The sequence below is a fragment of the Bradyrhizobium sp. 1 genome (assembly GCF_023073315.1).
Taxonomy (GTDB): Bacteria; Pseudomonadota; Alphaproteobacteria; order Rhizobiales; family Xanthobacteraceae; genus Bradyrhizobium.
This window is the reverse complement of sequence record NZ_JADPJH010000036.1, coordinates 43,631-58,837: the sequence shown is the minus strand read 5'-3', so window position 1 is coordinate 58,837 and position 15,207 is coordinate 43,631. Positions and strand designations below refer to the sequence as shown.

Sequence of the window (15,207 nt, the reverse complement as noted above, 5' to 3'; positions counted from 1 at the left end):
CTCCGATGGCCGCAGGCCCGATCGCATCAGCCGAGAGGCGCGATCATTCCTGCTCAAGGACATCCACAATCGTCACCACGCTTGCCATAAGCCAAGCTTGCTGGAGACGATCATCACAAACAGGAACAGAAAATGAAAGCACGCGCGAGTTTGCGCCAGCCATCAGCCGTGACAGTCATCATTTCGGAATGGCGTCAGAATGGAAGTTTAGAATTCCTGGCTAAGCCATTGGAATTGCTTTTGGAGCGGGTGAAGGGAATCGAACCCTCGTATTCAGCTTGGAAGTCTCCGACTTTCCGTAGTGTTTTCAAATCCCGTTCCGACAATTCGCAGCCTTTTTGCCTGTTGAGATCACTACAGAATTTGCGCTTGTCGGAATGATGTTCGAGTTGGCTGTCTACTGGCGGCAAGGTACTCGGACTGCCCTTGGCTCGACAGCCACCCCTCAGCTTTTCGATTTCAGAAGTGAATGCGCGACCTGGCCGATGCTCGGATCGGTTCGAGCCGACCAAAGCTGGCAGAGGGGGCCTTGCGGTTCGGTAATTTTGCAAGTGTCATGGCCGCGCTCCAGCCGCATCCATGGCAGCCTGGAAGCCGGAGCCCAGCAGGGCCAGGATCAGGACCGCGCTCACCCAATGGATTGAGACCGCCCCGAGCCGTAGCGGTCAGATCTACTCTTCATTTTCATCGCCTTCAAATTTCTTCCGCAGCGCCTTCATGACGCGGCCGGCCGTTCGGATGTCTTCGAGGGGAAACCCGTCCGCAAGCGCGTTGACCCGTGGGTCGTACAAGCTGATGGCATCGTCGTATGTCTGCTGTCCCTTGTCGGTCAGCACGACAAGGTGCGCGCGGCGGTGATGCGGATTGGGCTCGAACCTGACGAGCCCTTCCTTCGTCAGGTCGTTGACGATGCGCTGCACGTTCTGGCGGTTGGCGCCGAGATCGCGCGCGAGCCAGGCCACCGGCTGCGGCCGGTCCGCCGCAACGACGGCCCCCAATATTTGCCAGCGGGCGCTTGTGAGTCCCAGCGGCGCTACAAGTCTGTCGCCCCACGTCAAGATCAGGTTGTTGACCCTGAACAGGTCGAGAATGAGGTCGGTCAAGGCGTCACCGGAAGTTCGTGTGTTTGCATTCATTTGGTCACCAAATATTTCTATTGACACGATGATGTCAAAACCCTATGTATGGATCATGCCGGATTGACACTATATAACCAACTTAGCGGAGACTGTCATGTCGCTCATGCGCCCCCTTGATCCCGCCTTCCCGCTTGAACATCAGCTCGGCCTCGATGCCGCCCCCGTCGTGCTCGTGAATGTCTTCACGCTGGACAACGCGGACGAGCAGACCTTCCTCCAGGCCTGGCAGGACGATGCGGACTTCATGAAGCGGCAGTCGGGCTTCATCTCGACCCAGCTTCACCGCGCGATCGGCGAAAGCCCGACCTATCTCAACTATGCGGTCTGGGAATCGACCGCCGACTTCAGGACCGCGTTCACGCATCCGGAGTTCATTGCAAAACTCTCGGCCTATCCATCCTCCGCAGTGGCCATGCCGCATCTCTTCCAGAAGGTCGGGGTGCCGGGCATCTGCGTGGCCTAGCGGGAAGGACGGAAAGCCATGACCAAGCTCATCCATCCGGTCGCCGGCACACTCGCGCTCCTCACAATCGCGACCTTCTGGCTGTCGACGGCACTCAGCGAACTGTTTGCGTCCGAGGCGACCGTTATCGCCGTCAAGACGGCCATCCCCTGGGGTTTCCTGCTGCTGATCCCGGCGCTGGCGGCTACGGGAGCCTCGGGCTTCGCCCGGGCGAAGGGTGTGCGAACCGGCATGATCGGCAAGAAGCTGAAGCGAATGCCGTTCATTGCTGCGAACGGCCTTCTGGTACTCATCCCGGCGGCGCTGTCCCTCGCCTCCAAGGCCAGGGCCGGAGAGCTCGATACTGCCTTCTACACGGTGCAGGCGCTCGAGCTAATCGCAGGCGCGACGAACATCACGCTGCTCGGTCTCAACATGCGTGACGGCATGAAGCTTACGCAGTGGCGCCGCAAAAGCTTCTTCGTCCTGCCGCTACTTTCTCGACCAGCGTTGCGGCCCGGGAAGAGGTCTCAAAGGGCACGGTAGCGTCTCATTGAAGAAGCCTGAAGGCTTCGCGTTTGAGGCCTGGCAGGCAATCTATGTGACGCTGCCCGACCCGAAGACCGTGAAGCGCTTGAGGAACGGAATGGCCTGCGCTTCCTCACCGTTCTCGCTCGCGCGGCGCTTTTCGTCGGCCGGCACAAAGCGGTCGGCATAGACGGCAGTCGTGCCGCGCTCGCCCTTGCGGACGTGACTACGGAGCGACTGCGCCTGGCGGAAGGTAAGCCAATTCTGCCCTGTAAATCCGTGCTCGGTCGCCGCCCCCCGAGAATTAAGATGTTTATGCCGCTATATTGACGGACGGCCGGATACTGCGCTTTTCGGCACGGCCAAAGGCCTCACAGAAAACGCAGCTGATGAAGAAGGGCCAATGGTCGTCGACCAAGGCGATGGCGCACTACCTCCATCACGACGACGAGGCCAAGCAGGACCCACAGATAAAGCGCATCAAGCGGCGCAAGCAAGCGGCCAGAAAGTGGATCCGCGGTCTCGCAATGTTTTCAAGTCCCGTTCTGACAATTCACGGCCTTTCTGGTAGTTGAGATCATTACAGAAAGTTTCTTTGTCGGAACGGCATCGAATACGGTTGCCGCGTCACGCGAAGCCGCCGGCCCTTCCCATCAAACCGTCTTGAAAACAATACAAACGGGGCTTCCAATTTTGACGGTCTGGCCCGTCGCAACGAGGCGGCCGCTCGTAGCGTCACGCGTGAAGAGATTGACCGTGTCGGCGTCTTCGTTCGCCACGAACAGGAACTTGTCCGACGCTCCCAGCGCGAAGAACCGCGGCGTCTTGCCGCCACTCAACGTCCAGCCCACCGAGGATAGGCGTCCGTTCGCCGCATCGACGGCGTAGATCGCAATGCTGTCGTCGCCGCGGTTTGAAGCATAGACAAAGCGACCATCCGCCGAGACGGCGATTTCCGCAGCGCGGGTGTTGCCGGTGAAGGTGTCGGGCACGGTCGAGACGATCTGGAACGGCGTGAGCGCGCCATCGGCCGGATCGAAGCGATAGGTCGTCACCGTCGAATCCAGCTCGTTGACGACATAAGCGAGCTTGCCACCGGGATGAAACGCAACGTGGCGCGGACCGGCGCCCTCGCGGGCCTGCACCGGCGCCGCCGCCTGCACCAACCTCCCCTTCTCCGCATCGATCCGGTAGGTGAAGATAACGTCAAGCCCCTTGTCTGGCACGATGATGAAGCGGCCTGACGAATCGAACTCGACCTGGTGCGGTTTGGCAAATGGCTGCTCGACCCGGTGCGGTCCGATCTTGCCTTCGAGCTTCACCAAGTCGATCACCGCGCCGAGCGAGCCATCGTCGTTGCGCGGCAGCAGCGCCAGCGTCGAGGTAATGTGATTGGCGACCACGACGAAGCGGTTGCTCGGATCGATCGCCAGATGCACGGGGTTTTTCCCTTCCGTGCTCTGCTGGTTGATCACGCGCAATGCGCCAGTGGCGGGATCGATCGCCATCGCGGTGATGTCGCTGAGATCGCCATGCACGGTGTATAGGAAGCGCTGGCTGCGGTCGAAGGCGAGGAAGGTGGGATTGACGAGATCGCCGAGCAGCTGGAGGTGCGTCCACGCACCCGTTGCATTGTCCATACGATAGACATTGAGGCCGTCGCCGCGGGCGTTGCGTTCCCTGGTGGTGCGCGCTCCGACATAGACGTACGAGGTGGTTGCTTCGGGCATGGTTTGCTCCCTGGGCGCCTGGCGCGCCTGCGCGTGAGATCGGGATGGTGCAACAGCAGCAAGCGCGCCGCCAATTGCGAGATACGCCAGGTTGCGCCGGGACATTCCGGCCGCGGCCGGCGGCTCACCGGCCGGCAAATTCCCTAGTGCCATGCCCTTTCTCCAAACTTGTCTTTTATTTTTTGAAACACAGTTTTGCGGTAGTGACAAGAGTCCCGTGCCGGCGGCTTGTGCCCGCCTGCCCGGTCGGCACAATGCTGTGAGGCCCCAATTGATCCTGAGTCGTCCGAATGCCCCGCCCTAACATCGCCACCCAGATGACCGCGCGGATCCTGGACTACATCCGCGTCAATGATCTCGAAGCCGACCGGCATCTGCCGAGCCAGGCGCTGGCGGACGCGCTCCGCGTTTCGCGCGCGCCGATCAACGCGGCGCTGCAAATCCTGGAGGACATGAAGGTCGTGCGCTCGGAGCCGAATCGCGGCTTCTTCCTGGTCCAGAGCGCGCGAGAGCTGCCTGAGATCCCTGATAGCGGCACGGAACAAGAAGACGAATGGTATTTCGCGATCGCCGAGGACCGCCTGTCTGGCAAGCTGCCCGAGCGCGTCAGCGAAAGTGAATTGATGCGGCGCTACGGCCTGTCGCGAACGCGCCTGCTGAAGGTCCTCACAAAAATCGCCGATGAAGGCTGGATCGAACGCCTGCCCGGCAATGGCTGGGCCTTCGGTCCGCTGCTGACCTCGCGCGAGAGCTATCAGCAGGGCTATCAGTTGCGCATTGCCCTAGAACCGCAGGCGCTGCTGCTGCCAAGCTTCAAAATCGACCGCACCGCCTTTGCCGCGGCACGCGAAAAGCAGCAATGGCTGCTCGACGGCGGTTACAAGCGGGCTTCGCGCGCGGAGATTTTCGCCGCCAACAACGATTTCCACGAGATGCTCATGGCCTGTGGCGGCAATCCGTTCTTCCTCGATGCGGTCAAACGCGTCAACCGACTGCGCCGCCTCGTCGAATATCACATCACGGTCGACCGCAGCCGCCTGCCCCAGCAGTGCCGCGAGCACCTCAATATTTTGGATCTGCTGGAGAATGGCCTGCGCCAGGAGGCGGCGGACTTCCTACGGGTCCATATCTCCGGCGCGGGACTGATCAAAATCCCCCGCGTCTGATGCAATACTGACATATTGTCTTTTATCATATGAAATGCAATAACGCCCGAAGGCGGCCGCCGGAGGGACGGACAAGCGCGCCAAAACCACAAGCCCCGAGGAAGCGTCGCCATGTCCACGACATCCGTCGAGCAGTCCGCCACGCGCAAGGTGTTCTGGCGCATCGTGCCCTACTGCTTCGCGCTCTACGTGATCTCCTATCTCGACCGGGCCAATATCGGCTACGCGGCGTTGCAAATGAACAAGGAGCTGGCGCTGACCAGCGAGGCTTTCGGCTTTGCGGCGGGCATCTTTTTCATCGGCTATTTCCTGTTCGAGGTGCCGAGCAACGTGGCGCTCAACAAGTTTGGCGCCCGCATCTGGATTTCACGCATCCTGATCACCTGGGGCATCGTCGCGACAGCAACCGCTTTCGTGCAGAGCGCGACGCAGCTTTACGCTTTGCGCTTCCTGCTCGGCGTCGCCGAGGCCGGTTTCTTTCCTGGCATCATCATCTACCTGACCTACTGGTTCCGCGCCAAGGAGCAGGCCACCACGGTCGCCCTGTTCACCGCAGCGATCCCGGTGTCGTATCTCCTGGGCGCACCGCTCAGCACCTGGATCATGGATCACGTTTCCGGCTTCGGCCTCAGCGGCTGGCGCTGGATGCTCCTGCTGGAAGGCGGCCCCGCTGTGATTGCCGGCATCGTCAATTATTTCGTCATGACCGACAGTCCCGAGAAGGCGCGCTGGCTCACGGCGGAAGAGCGTGACTGGCTCTCCGGGGAGCTACGCAAGGACCACGCCGCGCGTCCTGACGTCGAGCATCTCGGCGTGATCGCCGCGATCACCAACCCGAAGGTTCTGTTCCTGTCGGTGATCTATTTCGTCTACCAGGTCGGCAATCTGGGCATCGGCCTGTGGATGCCGCAGATCATCAAGGGACTGTCGTCGTCGCTGACCAATTTCGAGATCGGCCTCGTCGCCATGTTGCCCTATGCCTTCGCGACCGTCGTGATGGTGCTATGGTCCCGCAATTCCGACCGCACCGGTGAGCGGCAGAAGCATTCGGCGCTACCGCTGCTGCTCGGCGCGGTCGCGCTCGGCCTCACCGGCCTCGTCGTGCAGCCGGCGATCTCGATGGCGTTGATCTCGCTGGCCCTGGCTGGCCTCTACGCCTTCAAATCGCCGTTCTGGTCGCTGCCGGGACTCTTCCTCAGCCGCTCGACCGCTGCGGTCTCGATCGCCGCGATCAACTCGATAGGCAACCTCGGCGGCTTCGCGGGGCCCTACGCGATCGGCGCGATCAAGGACTGGACCGGCAGCACTTATGGCGGGTTGCTGTTCCTGAGCGGCCTGCTGTTCGTCTCCTTCTTGATGACCTGGTTCGCCCGGATGGAGAGCGCAAAGGCCGTGTCCGCCGGACCGGCCGGGCAGCGCGCCTGAGGACCAAAGACATGCCGGATTTCACCACGCTCGATGTAGCTGACAAGAACTACCGCATCGCGGATATCGCAGGAGCCTTGGGCGACGATCTCACGCGCCTGCCGGTGATCCTGCGCATCCTCCTCGAAAACGTGCTGCGCAATGCCGGCGCCGAGCGCGATGAGGCCGTTGCCGCGATCCACGGCTGGCTTGCGCGCGGCACCAGTGAGCGGGAGATTGCGTTTCAACCGGCGCGCATTCTAATGCATGACACGACCTGCGGCCCGGCGCTGGTCGACATCGCAGGCCTGCGTGCGTCGCTGGCTGAAGCCGGCGGCGATCCGACCCGGCTCAATCCGGTGCTGCCGGTCGACGTCTCGACGGATCACTCGATCGGCGTCGACGTCTCCGGGCGCAAGGACGCGCTCAAGCAAAACATGCATCATGAGCTGAAGCGCAATGCCGAGCGCTATCGCTTTATGAAATGGGCGACGTCGTCACTGTCAGGCGTCCGCGTGCATCCGCCCGGCACTGGCATCATGCATACGCTGAACCTCGAGCGTCTTGCGAGCGTCGTCACCAGCTTCGAGCGCGACGGCAGGCTGTGGGCCGCGCCTGACACACTGATCGGCACCGACAGCCATACACCGATGATCAACGGCATCGGTGTGCTGGCCTGGGGCGTCGGCGGCCTGGAAGCCGAAAGCGTGATGTTCGGCATGCCCGTGATGCTGCGCGTGCCCGACGTGGTCGGCGTGCGGCTCACCGGCTCCTTGCGCGAGGGCGTCCTCGCCACGGACCTCGCACTCACCGTCACCGAGCAGCTGCGCCGCATCGATCTCGCCGACCGCTTCGTTGAGTTCTACGGCCCCGGTGTCTCCACCCTGTCCGCTGGCGATCGCGCCGTGGTCGCCAACATGACGCCGGAGTTCGGCGCCAATTCCGGCTACTTCCCCGTAGACCAGCGCACGCTGGACTATCTCACCCAAACCGGTCGCTCGCCAGAACAGGTCGCGCTTATCGAGGCCTACGCCCGCCGGCAGCAGCTCTGGTTCGAGCCCGACGCCAATCCGCGCTACACTGATACGCTCACCATCGACCTCGACGAGGTCGAAGTCAGCCTCGCCGGCCCACGCCGACCGCAGGATCGCATAGCTGCCAGCCGCACTGCAGAAGCGCTCGGCGCCGCCCGTCCCACCTCTCCCGCCAATGCTCCGACTAACGGCTCGGTCGCCATTGCCGCGATCACGAGCTGTACCAACACGTCGGATCCGCGCCTGCTCATCGCCGCAGGTCTCGTCGCCCGCAAGGCCCGGCGGTTCGGCCTCGCGCCGCCGGCTTGGGTGAAGACATCGCTCGCGCCGGGCTCGCCCACCGCGGAAAAGTATCTGCACCGTGCCGGGCTCCTGGACGATCTCGAAGCGCTCGGCTTCGGCATCGTCGGCTATGGCTGCACCACCTGCATCGGCAATTCCGGCCCGCTCGCGCCCGTCATGGCCGAGGCCGTGACGTCGCGGAAGATCGCGCCGGTCGCGGTGCTTTCCGGCAATCGCAACTTTCCCGGCCGGGTCCATGCGCAGGTCGAGAACGGCTTCCTCGCCTCGCCGCCGCTGGTCGTCGCCTTCGCGCTCGCAGGCGATGCACTGCGCGACATCCTGCATGATCCGATCGGACGCAGCATCGAGGGCGAAGACGTCCGCCTCGCCGATCTCTGGCCAACCGGCGCCGAGATCGACGCTGCTCTCGCAGAAGCGCGCGACGCGACCGATTACGTCACCGCCTATGAGGCCGCCGAGGCTAGCGCCGATTGGGCCGCGCTCGATGCGCCGAGCGAGGCGCTGTTTCCCTGGGATCAGGCGTCGACCTACATCCGGCGTCCACCCTTCGCGGGCTTCGGCAACGGCACGCGCCTCGGCCACTATGTTGCGACGCCATTGCTCGTGCTCGGCGACGACATCACGACCGACCATATCTCGCCTGCCGGCGCCATCTCCGCTGCCGGCGACGCCGGCGAATACCTGATCGCGCGTGGCGAGGCGGCGCATGATCTCAACGTCTTTGCCTCGCGGCGCGGCAATTGGGAGGTGATGCTGCGCGGCCTCTTCACAAACAAGAGCGTTCGCAACCTGCTCGGCGCGGATCTGCAGCCCGGCACCACGATTCACGCGGGCTCCGGCGAACGCTTACCGCTCCGGCTTGCCGCTGAACGTTATGCGGCGGACGGACGGTCTGTCGTGATTGTTGCTGGTGAACGCTACGGCATGGGCTCCTCGCGAGATTGGGCGGCCAAGGGAGCAGCGCTGCTCGGCGTCCGCACCGTGCTCGCGCTGAGCTTCGAGCGCATCCACCGCTCCAACCTGATCGGAATGGGGGTCTTGCCGCTGCGCCTGCCCACCGATCGTCGGCCGCAGGATCTCGGACTAAGACCCGGCGACGGCCTGGAGATCGAGGCCGGCCTCGAGGCCATCGCACCGCGTGCTCCCGTGGCAATCAGGATCATGCGGAACGGCACCCCGCTTGGCAGCTTTATCGCGACGGCAGCGATCGAGACGAATCTCGAATGCGAAACCCTTCGCATTGGTGGGCTTCTGCCGCTTATGTTGCAGAAGGCTATGTCAGCTAGCGTGTGAACCGCAAGAATCGTACATCAGCGCGTAAAATCGCACGGTCGGCCGCGGGGAATCACTACCGACCCACATTACACGAGTCTTGGGCGTTGCGCGCCCTCCCGTTCCATATTGGGCACCGGGTCGATCAACACGCCTTGTTCTCGCGCTACTGACCCACAGCTGAAGACAATTTGCCCATCGCACGTTCCACAGCCGCGAACGCAGACGAGCGGTTTCGCTTACTTTGGCAGCTCTTTGTATGAACTGATCGATGCGGGCTGCGCCGATGAACTTGCCAGCAGTGTCAGCGTCACCGGTGTCTCATTTCTTTGCGGCAGATCATGCCTAGGCCGTGATCCGCCAGCGCCCAACAGCACTCCTCCATGGGCCGTACCGACTACATTCTCACGACATTCACCGAACAGGAAGCCGAAGAGGGCGGCGAGTTCGCGTTGCTTGCGCCAGAATATCCCGAGAACTCTCACAAAATAATCGCCCGGCCTTCTCCGGTTCTCCGCCCCCCTCAACTCCTAACCCACTAACTCGAATTTGATTCGACGTAAATGTCCGCCTATTCGCCGCAGAACGATACGGGTCGAAGACTTGTATTGGATCAGCACGTTCAGCTATGGCCTCCCCGGTGGCAGTCAGCGTGAGGCATTGAGGGTGCGTCGCGTCATGGTCAAGGCCGCGGTGACGACTTCGTCAATGGAGATGCGCCCAGGCTTCCACCATTCGATGGTCCAGTTCAGCGCGCCGATAATGAGGAGCCTCAGCGCACGCCGCTCATTCGCAGATGCGCAAACACCGGTCCCCGCCGCTCCGTCGACCAAAGCTTGCCAAAACTGCCCGTACTTGAGTTGTTCCTCCATGACGGCGCGGCGCAAGCGATCCGGCAGTTGCCCCGTATTGCGTATGGTCGCTTCACTGTAATGCGATATCTCGAGAATATATCGGAGATGAGCCTCTACGGCCGCGCAGAGGCGATCCATTGATGAAGCGTCCAGCGGAAGCATAGCGACCGCTTCTTCTGTATGCCGTTTGACCCGTTGGCTCCCGGTAAGAAGCACCTCCAGGACCAGCTCCTCGCGAGATTCGAAATGGTAGTAAAGCGTCGAAATCTTCAATTTCGCTTGCTTGGCAATGTCCTCGAGCCTGGTCCCCGCATAACCGCGGCGACTCAGGACATAGGCAGCAGCATCCAGGATTCGCATCTTCGAATTATCGCCTTTGCTGATCTCGCCTTCGGCCAGATCGGTGCTCAGCGTGTTACGCTCGGCCGCAGCCTTGGCCGCGCTCTTGGTCAATCTCTTCATGGCTGCAAACTCGCACAATTCAGTTCAGAAAGGCTTTTCGATTCGATACCGAACCTGCCAACATCTTACGGATGGATTAATGCACGCGCCGTTCTTGGCCGAGCCAGAATGGTTCACGCAGCACGGTTTTGGCGATCTTTCCAGCGGCGGTTTTCGGTAGAGGATCGCACAAAATATCAATGCTACGCGGGCATTTGTAACCGGCGATTAAGCCTCGGCAATGCGTCAGCAATTCCTGCACATCGATCTTCGAGCCTTCGCGGGGCACTACCACGGCATGAACAATCTCGCCCCATTTCTGGTCCGGGATGCCGATGACGGCGCTTTCCAGCACGGCGGGATGCTTGCAGATCGCGTTTTCAACTTCGGCCGAGTAGACGTTTTCGCCGCCGCTCACAATCATATCCTTGATTCGGTCGACGATGTAGACGAAACCATCCTCATCCATCCAGGCGGCATCACCGGAATGCATCCAGCCGCCACGCAATGCTATTGCAGTCGCCTCAGGATTATTCCAATAGCCCAGCATGATATTGTCACCGCGAATAGCGATCTCTCCTACCCGACCTGCCGGCAGTTCCTCGTCGTCTTGACCAACGATCCGTACCTCGCAAACTGCGCTTGCGCGGCCTGCAGCCGTGATCTTCTTGGCCATCTCGCCTTCAAGCACGTGATAGGAGGAGGCCAGCGTCACAGCCATGCCTGCTGTTTCGGTCATTCCATAGGCCTGGATGAAACGCCATGTTGGCAAGCGATCCATCGCGGCAAGTAGCAGCGATTGAGGAATCGGTGAGCCGCCATAAATACATGTCCGGACGGAGGAAAGATCATAAGCGGAGAATGATGCATGAGCGAGCAACATGTTCACCATGGTCGGGATCAGGACCACGCTGTTGACCTTGTACTCGGCAATAGCCTGCATGACCGGCTCAGCCTCAAATTTCGGAAGCATGACATTCGTGCCCGCCGCTGCGGTTGTGTACCAGACGTAGGCGGCACCAGCGAGATGGAATAATCCGGCTACATGTAAATGAACGATGGGTTCTTCGCCGGGAGGATTCACGGCGAGCCAGCTCCAGGCCAGCGCCAGCGCATTCTTGTGCGAAAGCATTACACCTTTGGGATGTCCGGTGGTCCCCCCGGTGTAGAAGATTGCGTAGAGTTCGTCTCCCTGTCGCTCGACGTCAGCGACTGGCTCGGCCCGGACGATTGCCTCTTCGAAAGACGTGGTGCCGGACGGAGGTGCATCATCGTCGAGATACAGGATGTCCCTGACCTGAGGCGCCCGCGCCTTCAATTCTGGAATCAGGCTCCGGAAGCTTGCATCCACGATCAAGATTTTTGCAGCGCAATCCTGCAATGCGTGTACGATTTCGGCCGCGGCCCAGCGGATGTTAAGGGGAACGATGACACCGCCAGCCCAGGGAACCGCGTAAAGCAGCTCCGTGTAGCGATCGCTGTTCATGGCTAACACGGCAACCCGATCCCCTATCTCCAATCCAGCACTGCGCAACGCGGCGGCGATGCGGGGAGCGCGCTGCGCGACGGCCGACCAAGTCAGGCAACGATCGCGGCACCTGACGGCCGCACTGTGCGGCCGCATTCGAGCTGCGCGATGCAACGACTGTGTGATTTTCATCGCTTCTGGCTCCCAGCCTTTCGCAGTCTGCAAGTACCGCCGCGGCGCGAGTACCTTTTTACATGGCAGGTAGATGCTGTATTTCCTGGTACTTTGGATAGCCAGCCGATACGCCAGCCTGGATCGTGCCGTAGCCGATATCGCCGTTGTCATCGAACTCGACCACTTGTTCCGCAAGGGTGCGGAGCTTCCGTCGCGTCTTGACGTCAGCGTGGCTCCAGATGTCGTGCGCGGTGTGAAGTTGGCCGCGATCGTCGCCCTGAAACCACCCATCGAGCCCTCCATAGAGGCCAGCCTTCAAATAGAAGCGGCCCGGGAGCGCCCTGATTTTTAATACCGTCTGATTGCCGTCGGCGAAGCGCAGCGTCAGGCGGCCCGCTTTCAAATGTTGGCTGAAGTGATCGTCGAACCACTCCAATTCATGCTCGACCGCGATGATCGCACGTGCCGCCTTGCCATTCGCATAAGTCTCGTTGCCGACAAAGAACCGGGGCTTGCCCGGTGCCGTCTCCTTCAAGAAAAAATGGACCCCGCGATCACCGAACTGGGCGCAAACCCAGCCGAAGAACAGCGCTCTGAAGCGCGTTACAGGTGGGTGAGATTCGTCGGTCCGCGCCTCCAGACGCAATCCCCAGGATCGATCCCGGGCGCCCCAACACTGCGCCGCGTTAAATTCCCAGCGGCGGTCGCGAAACTCGATCCAACCGTCGTAGCGGCCGAATTGAACGAAGCGCGAGACGTCGGAGACAATCCCTTCGGGACGTTCCAGGATTTCCCTCCCCTCGTCGTTCGGTGGCAAACACGCCTGATAGTTCAAGTCCATTGATAGACCAGACTCGTTCTGTCCCAGCTCGATTCTGTGGTCTTTCAGACCCTCGTTTACGCTGATGCGAAGCGCGCCTATCTCCGTGGACAGAGGAGCTAGATTGGTATGGCGCGAGGCCCTGAAACAATACTGCACACCCTCAACGGTGATGCCTGCATAGCCATCCATAATTCCGCGGTTGGGGTAATAGCCGAGCCCCGCGCCAAACACGATCGCGCCATCAGGAACGGTCGTTCCCATATACCAGAACCGCTCGGTGAATATCGCGCCGCCGCGGTCTGCCTCAGCGGGCTGCGACATCGGCCTGCTGGTCTGATGTCCCAGCAAGTCATCATTGGGCTGAATAATGTCGATCATATTGCCACTCGCGCACCATCAAATCGTTCGTTTCAAAAACGTCCTAGACAGACGTATCAGTGAGAGCGCCGAGCTGGCTCCTGGGAGTGTATTCGAGCTCAATGGATGCCGCCGCTTTTCCGTATCCGGCGATCCATCGCTTGATCGCGGTGCGTTGCTCTGTAGTGATTCCGATCCTGCCGATGTCGAGCCAACGCACGAGGGAACTTACATAAGCGTCGGCTTCGTCCAGGGCTTGTTGCAGTGCCGCTGACGAGCCGTCCGGCCGTAGTGTCGGGACCGGGGGAATAGCGGGCATCCGCTTCATCAGGGTCGGCAATCGGCTCAGCGCCCGACTTCGCACCGTAAGTTGCGCCGCCAAGCAATCCGGGTTCCAGGCTGCCCGCAGCGCCAGCAGGTTGAGCACCTGGAGCACACTTGCCGCCGACGCCTTCACCGCGGGTTCGCTGAGATGCGGCATCACCTCGTGACTCAAGGTCGCGATTGCGCCGTTTACCAGGCGGTTTAGGGAATTGCTCATACGACCTCCTCCAGTGCGCGAGCAAGCCGCATCAAATAGAGCGGGACGAGAAATCCCATACAGGCCATCCGCAGATCCTGGCCGCCGCGTTCGAAGCCCGCAATCCCCCCCAAATTGATCATGACCAATTTGTAGAGCGTAAGAATTCTATAGTAGCGCATCGACTCGGGCAGAACCTGGAGGCCACTTCGCGCCTGGTAACGCGCGATGAAATCGCCATGCGAAATGAGTTCGGTCAAGCGCACTTCCGGCATCATCGCCCAGCTGAGATCCTCGTGCGGATCGCCGAAATGCGCCATCTCCCAGTCCAGGACAGCGGTGATTCGGCCGGCGTGTACCAGGAAATTGCCGATGCGATAGTCGCCGTGCACCACGACCACGCGCGCCGCAGCCGGACTGTGCCGGCGCAGCCAGGAGGCCGCAAGCTCGATCACCGGATAAGGCTTGCTTGCCCACGATTCATATCGCCGCTGCCAACTGTCGACCTGCTCGACGCCGCAGTACCTGGCGCCGCCGCTTCGAGCTTGCCCGTGGTCATCACCGGGATCGACCGCGTGCATGGCGCCCAATACGTCGGCGAACTGCGAACCTATGTTATCCCGATCACCGGGATTGCGAAGACCGATGCCGGGCACGAACGGATTCAGCTCCGCTCCTTCGACCTTGCTTGTGATCAGAAATGGAGCGCCAAGAATCGCGAGATCATCGCTGCACCAGAGCAAATTTGGCACCGGCACTTCCGGATAATCGGCAAAAATCCGCATCGCCATAGCTTGCGGCTCCGCGGAGTAAGGCGCCATTAACCCCCGCGGCGAACCGATTTTGACCACCAGCACTCGCCCGTTGAGATCATGGGGCAATGCTGTTCGCACAACGAATATGCCTGTGATCCAGGACAAGCCGCCGGTCAGGCGAACGAAGTCTTCGATTTGGATCGGACAGGCCAGTTGCGCCGACAGATACGCTTCCAGTCGGGAAACTATGGTCGCGACGTCGAAGTCCCACGTCGCGGGACTCACGACGCGCTTTTCGTGAAAAATTGTCAAAACACCTTCCAGGTTCGCAACAGCGCCTCGGAATCCCAGTAGTCAGCATGCGTCTGGATTTGCCCTTTACTGTTGACCGTACAGACCGACACGCCGTCGATACACCACGCCGAGCCGTCTTGCGGGCAATTGAACCCATGGAGACGCAACGGCCCGTCGTTGGTCCCTTCCCAGACCCATTCCGCCGCAAAGCCATTTTCAGCAGCGGTAACGTTCGTAAAGGTCACCGTGCAGAGAGGGGAGAACCGAAGATAAACGTTCATAAAGCGAGAGATCATCTCACGCCCCTTCACGACCACACTCGACGCCTTGTCAGTGTACTGGCCGTTCTCTGCGTAATAGCTGATCAGAGTTTCCTTATTACCCCAGGCATCCCCGTAGCGCTTGAAGAAGTCGGGATGGCCGTAGGGGACCACCTCAAAAACGGGGGCGGCCTTTTTCATCGCTTGCGTCATCTGCACATTCCTTATAGAATCGAATTTCGA

The 15,207-nt window shown here is 60.9% G+C and carries 14 protein-coding genes and 1 pseudogene; 6 read left to right on the top strand and 9 right to left on the bottom strand.

The annotated features are described in order from the left end of the window. Window positions 1-671 precede the first annotated feature (671 nt). Complete coding sequence (locus IVB29_RS34225; RefSeq protein ID WP_247507833.1) at window positions 672-1,136, bottom strand: MarR family winged helix-turn-helix transcriptional regulator; 465 nt, start codon at window positions 1,134-1,136, stop codon at window positions 672-674. 97 nt (window positions 1,137-1,233) lie between these two features. On the opposite strand from IVB29_RS34225, the gene IVB29_RS34220 reads away from it, so the two are divergent. Both IVB29_RS34220 and IVB29_RS34215 read left to right on the top strand, forming a co-directional pair. Beyond that, a complete protein-coding gene (locus tag IVB29_RS34220) occupies window positions 1,234-1,602 on the top strand; it encodes an antibiotic biosynthesis monooxygenase family protein (RefSeq protein WP_247507832.1) in 369 nt (122 codons plus the stop codon). 18 nt (window positions 1,603-1,620) lie between these two features. After that, window positions 1,621-2,127, top strand: a complete 507-nt coding sequence (locus IVB29_RS34215; RefSeq protein ID WP_247507831.1) for a hypothetical protein — start codon at window positions 1,621-1,623, stop codon at window positions 2,125-2,127. Window positions 2,128-2,199: 72 nt separating this feature from the next. On the opposite strand, the pseudogene IVB29_RS34210 reads toward IVB29_RS34215, so the two are convergent. Then, window positions 2,200-2,478: pseudogene (locus tag IVB29_RS34210) on the bottom strand (ArdC-like ssDNA-binding domain-containing protein); the annotation flags it as partial. Between the two features lie 20 nt (window positions 2,479-2,498). Here IVB29_RS34210 and IVB29_RS34205 point away from each other — a divergent pair. Continuing rightward, the gene (locus tag IVB29_RS34205; protein WP_247507830.1) at window positions 2,499-2,684 is read left to right on the top strand and encodes a hypothetical protein; all 186 of its coding nucleotides are present in this window, start codon (window positions 2,499-2,501) and stop codon (window positions 2,682-2,684) included. A gap of 78 nt (window positions 2,685-2,762) precedes the next feature. On the opposite strand, the gene IVB29_RS34200 is transcribed toward IVB29_RS34205, so the two are convergent. After that, window positions 2,763-3,839, bottom strand: coding sequence for a lactonase family protein (locus tag IVB29_RS34200; RefSeq protein ID WP_247507829.1), 1,077 nt, complete (start codon window positions 3,837-3,839; stop codon window positions 2,763-2,765). 290 nt (window positions 3,840-4,129) lie between these two features. Between IVB29_RS34200 and IVB29_RS34195 the strand changes: the two genes are divergently transcribed. The 3 genes from IVB29_RS34195 (at window position 4,130) to acnA (ending at window position 9,039) form a co-directional block, all read left to right on the top strand. Beyond that, complete coding sequence (locus tag IVB29_RS34195) at window positions 4,130-5,005, top strand: GntR family transcriptional regulator (RefSeq protein ID WP_247507828.1); 876 nt, start codon at window positions 4,130-4,132, stop codon at window positions 5,003-5,005. Between the two features lie 111 nt (window positions 5,006-5,116). Then, window positions 5,117-6,430: an MFS transporter gene (locus tag IVB29_RS34190; RefSeq protein WP_247507827.1), complete on the top strand. Its 1,314-nt coding sequence runs from the start codon at window positions 5,117-5,119 to the stop codon at window positions 6,428-6,430. An 11-nt stretch (window positions 6,431-6,441) separates the two neighbouring features. Beyond that, window positions 6,442-9,039 (top strand): aconitate hydratase AcnA, encoded by a 2,598-nt coding sequence (gene acnA / locus IVB29_RS34185; RefSeq protein ID WP_247507826.1) that lies wholly within the window; start codon window positions 6,442-6,444, stop codon window positions 9,037-9,039. Window positions 9,040-9,665: 626 nt separating this feature from the next. Here acnA and IVB29_RS34180 read toward each other — a convergent pair. The 6 genes from IVB29_RS34180 to IVB29_RS34155 all read right to left on the bottom strand — a co-directional run bounded on the left by IVB29_RS34180 (window position 9,666) and on the right by IVB29_RS34155 (window position 15,177). After that, complete coding sequence (locus IVB29_RS34180; RefSeq protein WP_247507825.1) at window positions 9,666-10,334, bottom strand: TetR/AcrR family transcriptional regulator; 669 nt, start codon at window positions 10,332-10,334, stop codon at window positions 9,666-9,668. Between the two features lie 76 nt (window positions 10,335-10,410). Further along, window positions 10,411-11,973: a long-chain fatty acid--CoA ligase gene (locus tag IVB29_RS34175; RefSeq protein ID WP_247507824.1), complete on the bottom strand. Its 1,563-nt coding sequence runs from the start codon at window positions 11,971-11,973 to the stop codon at window positions 10,411-10,413. Window positions 11,974-12,031: 58 nt separating this feature from the next. Then, window positions 12,032-13,156: a hypothetical protein gene (locus IVB29_RS34170; protein ID WP_247507823.1), complete on the bottom strand. Its 1,125-nt coding sequence runs from the start codon at window positions 13,154-13,156 to the stop codon at window positions 12,032-12,034. Between the two features lie 43 nt (window positions 13,157-13,199). After that, complete coding sequence (locus tag IVB29_RS34165) at window positions 13,200-13,676, bottom strand: hypothetical protein (RefSeq protein WP_247507822.1); 477 nt, start codon at window positions 13,674-13,676, stop codon at window positions 13,200-13,202. Next, window positions 13,673-14,722 carry a phosphotransferase family protein gene (locus IVB29_RS34160; RefSeq protein ID WP_247507821.1) on the bottom strand — a complete coding sequence of 350 codons (1,050 nt, stop codon included), beginning with the start codon at window positions 14,720-14,722 and terminating at the stop codon, window positions 13,673-13,675. Before IVB29_RS34160 ends, IVB29_RS34165 begins: the two co-directional genes overlap by 4 nt. Next, window positions 14,719-15,177, bottom strand: coding sequence for a nuclear transport factor 2 family protein (locus IVB29_RS34155; protein ID WP_247507820.1), 459 nt, complete (start codon window positions 15,175-15,177; stop codon window positions 14,719-14,721). Before IVB29_RS34155 ends, IVB29_RS34160 begins: the two co-directional genes overlap by 4 nt. Window positions 15,178-15,207: the final 30 nt, after the last annotated feature.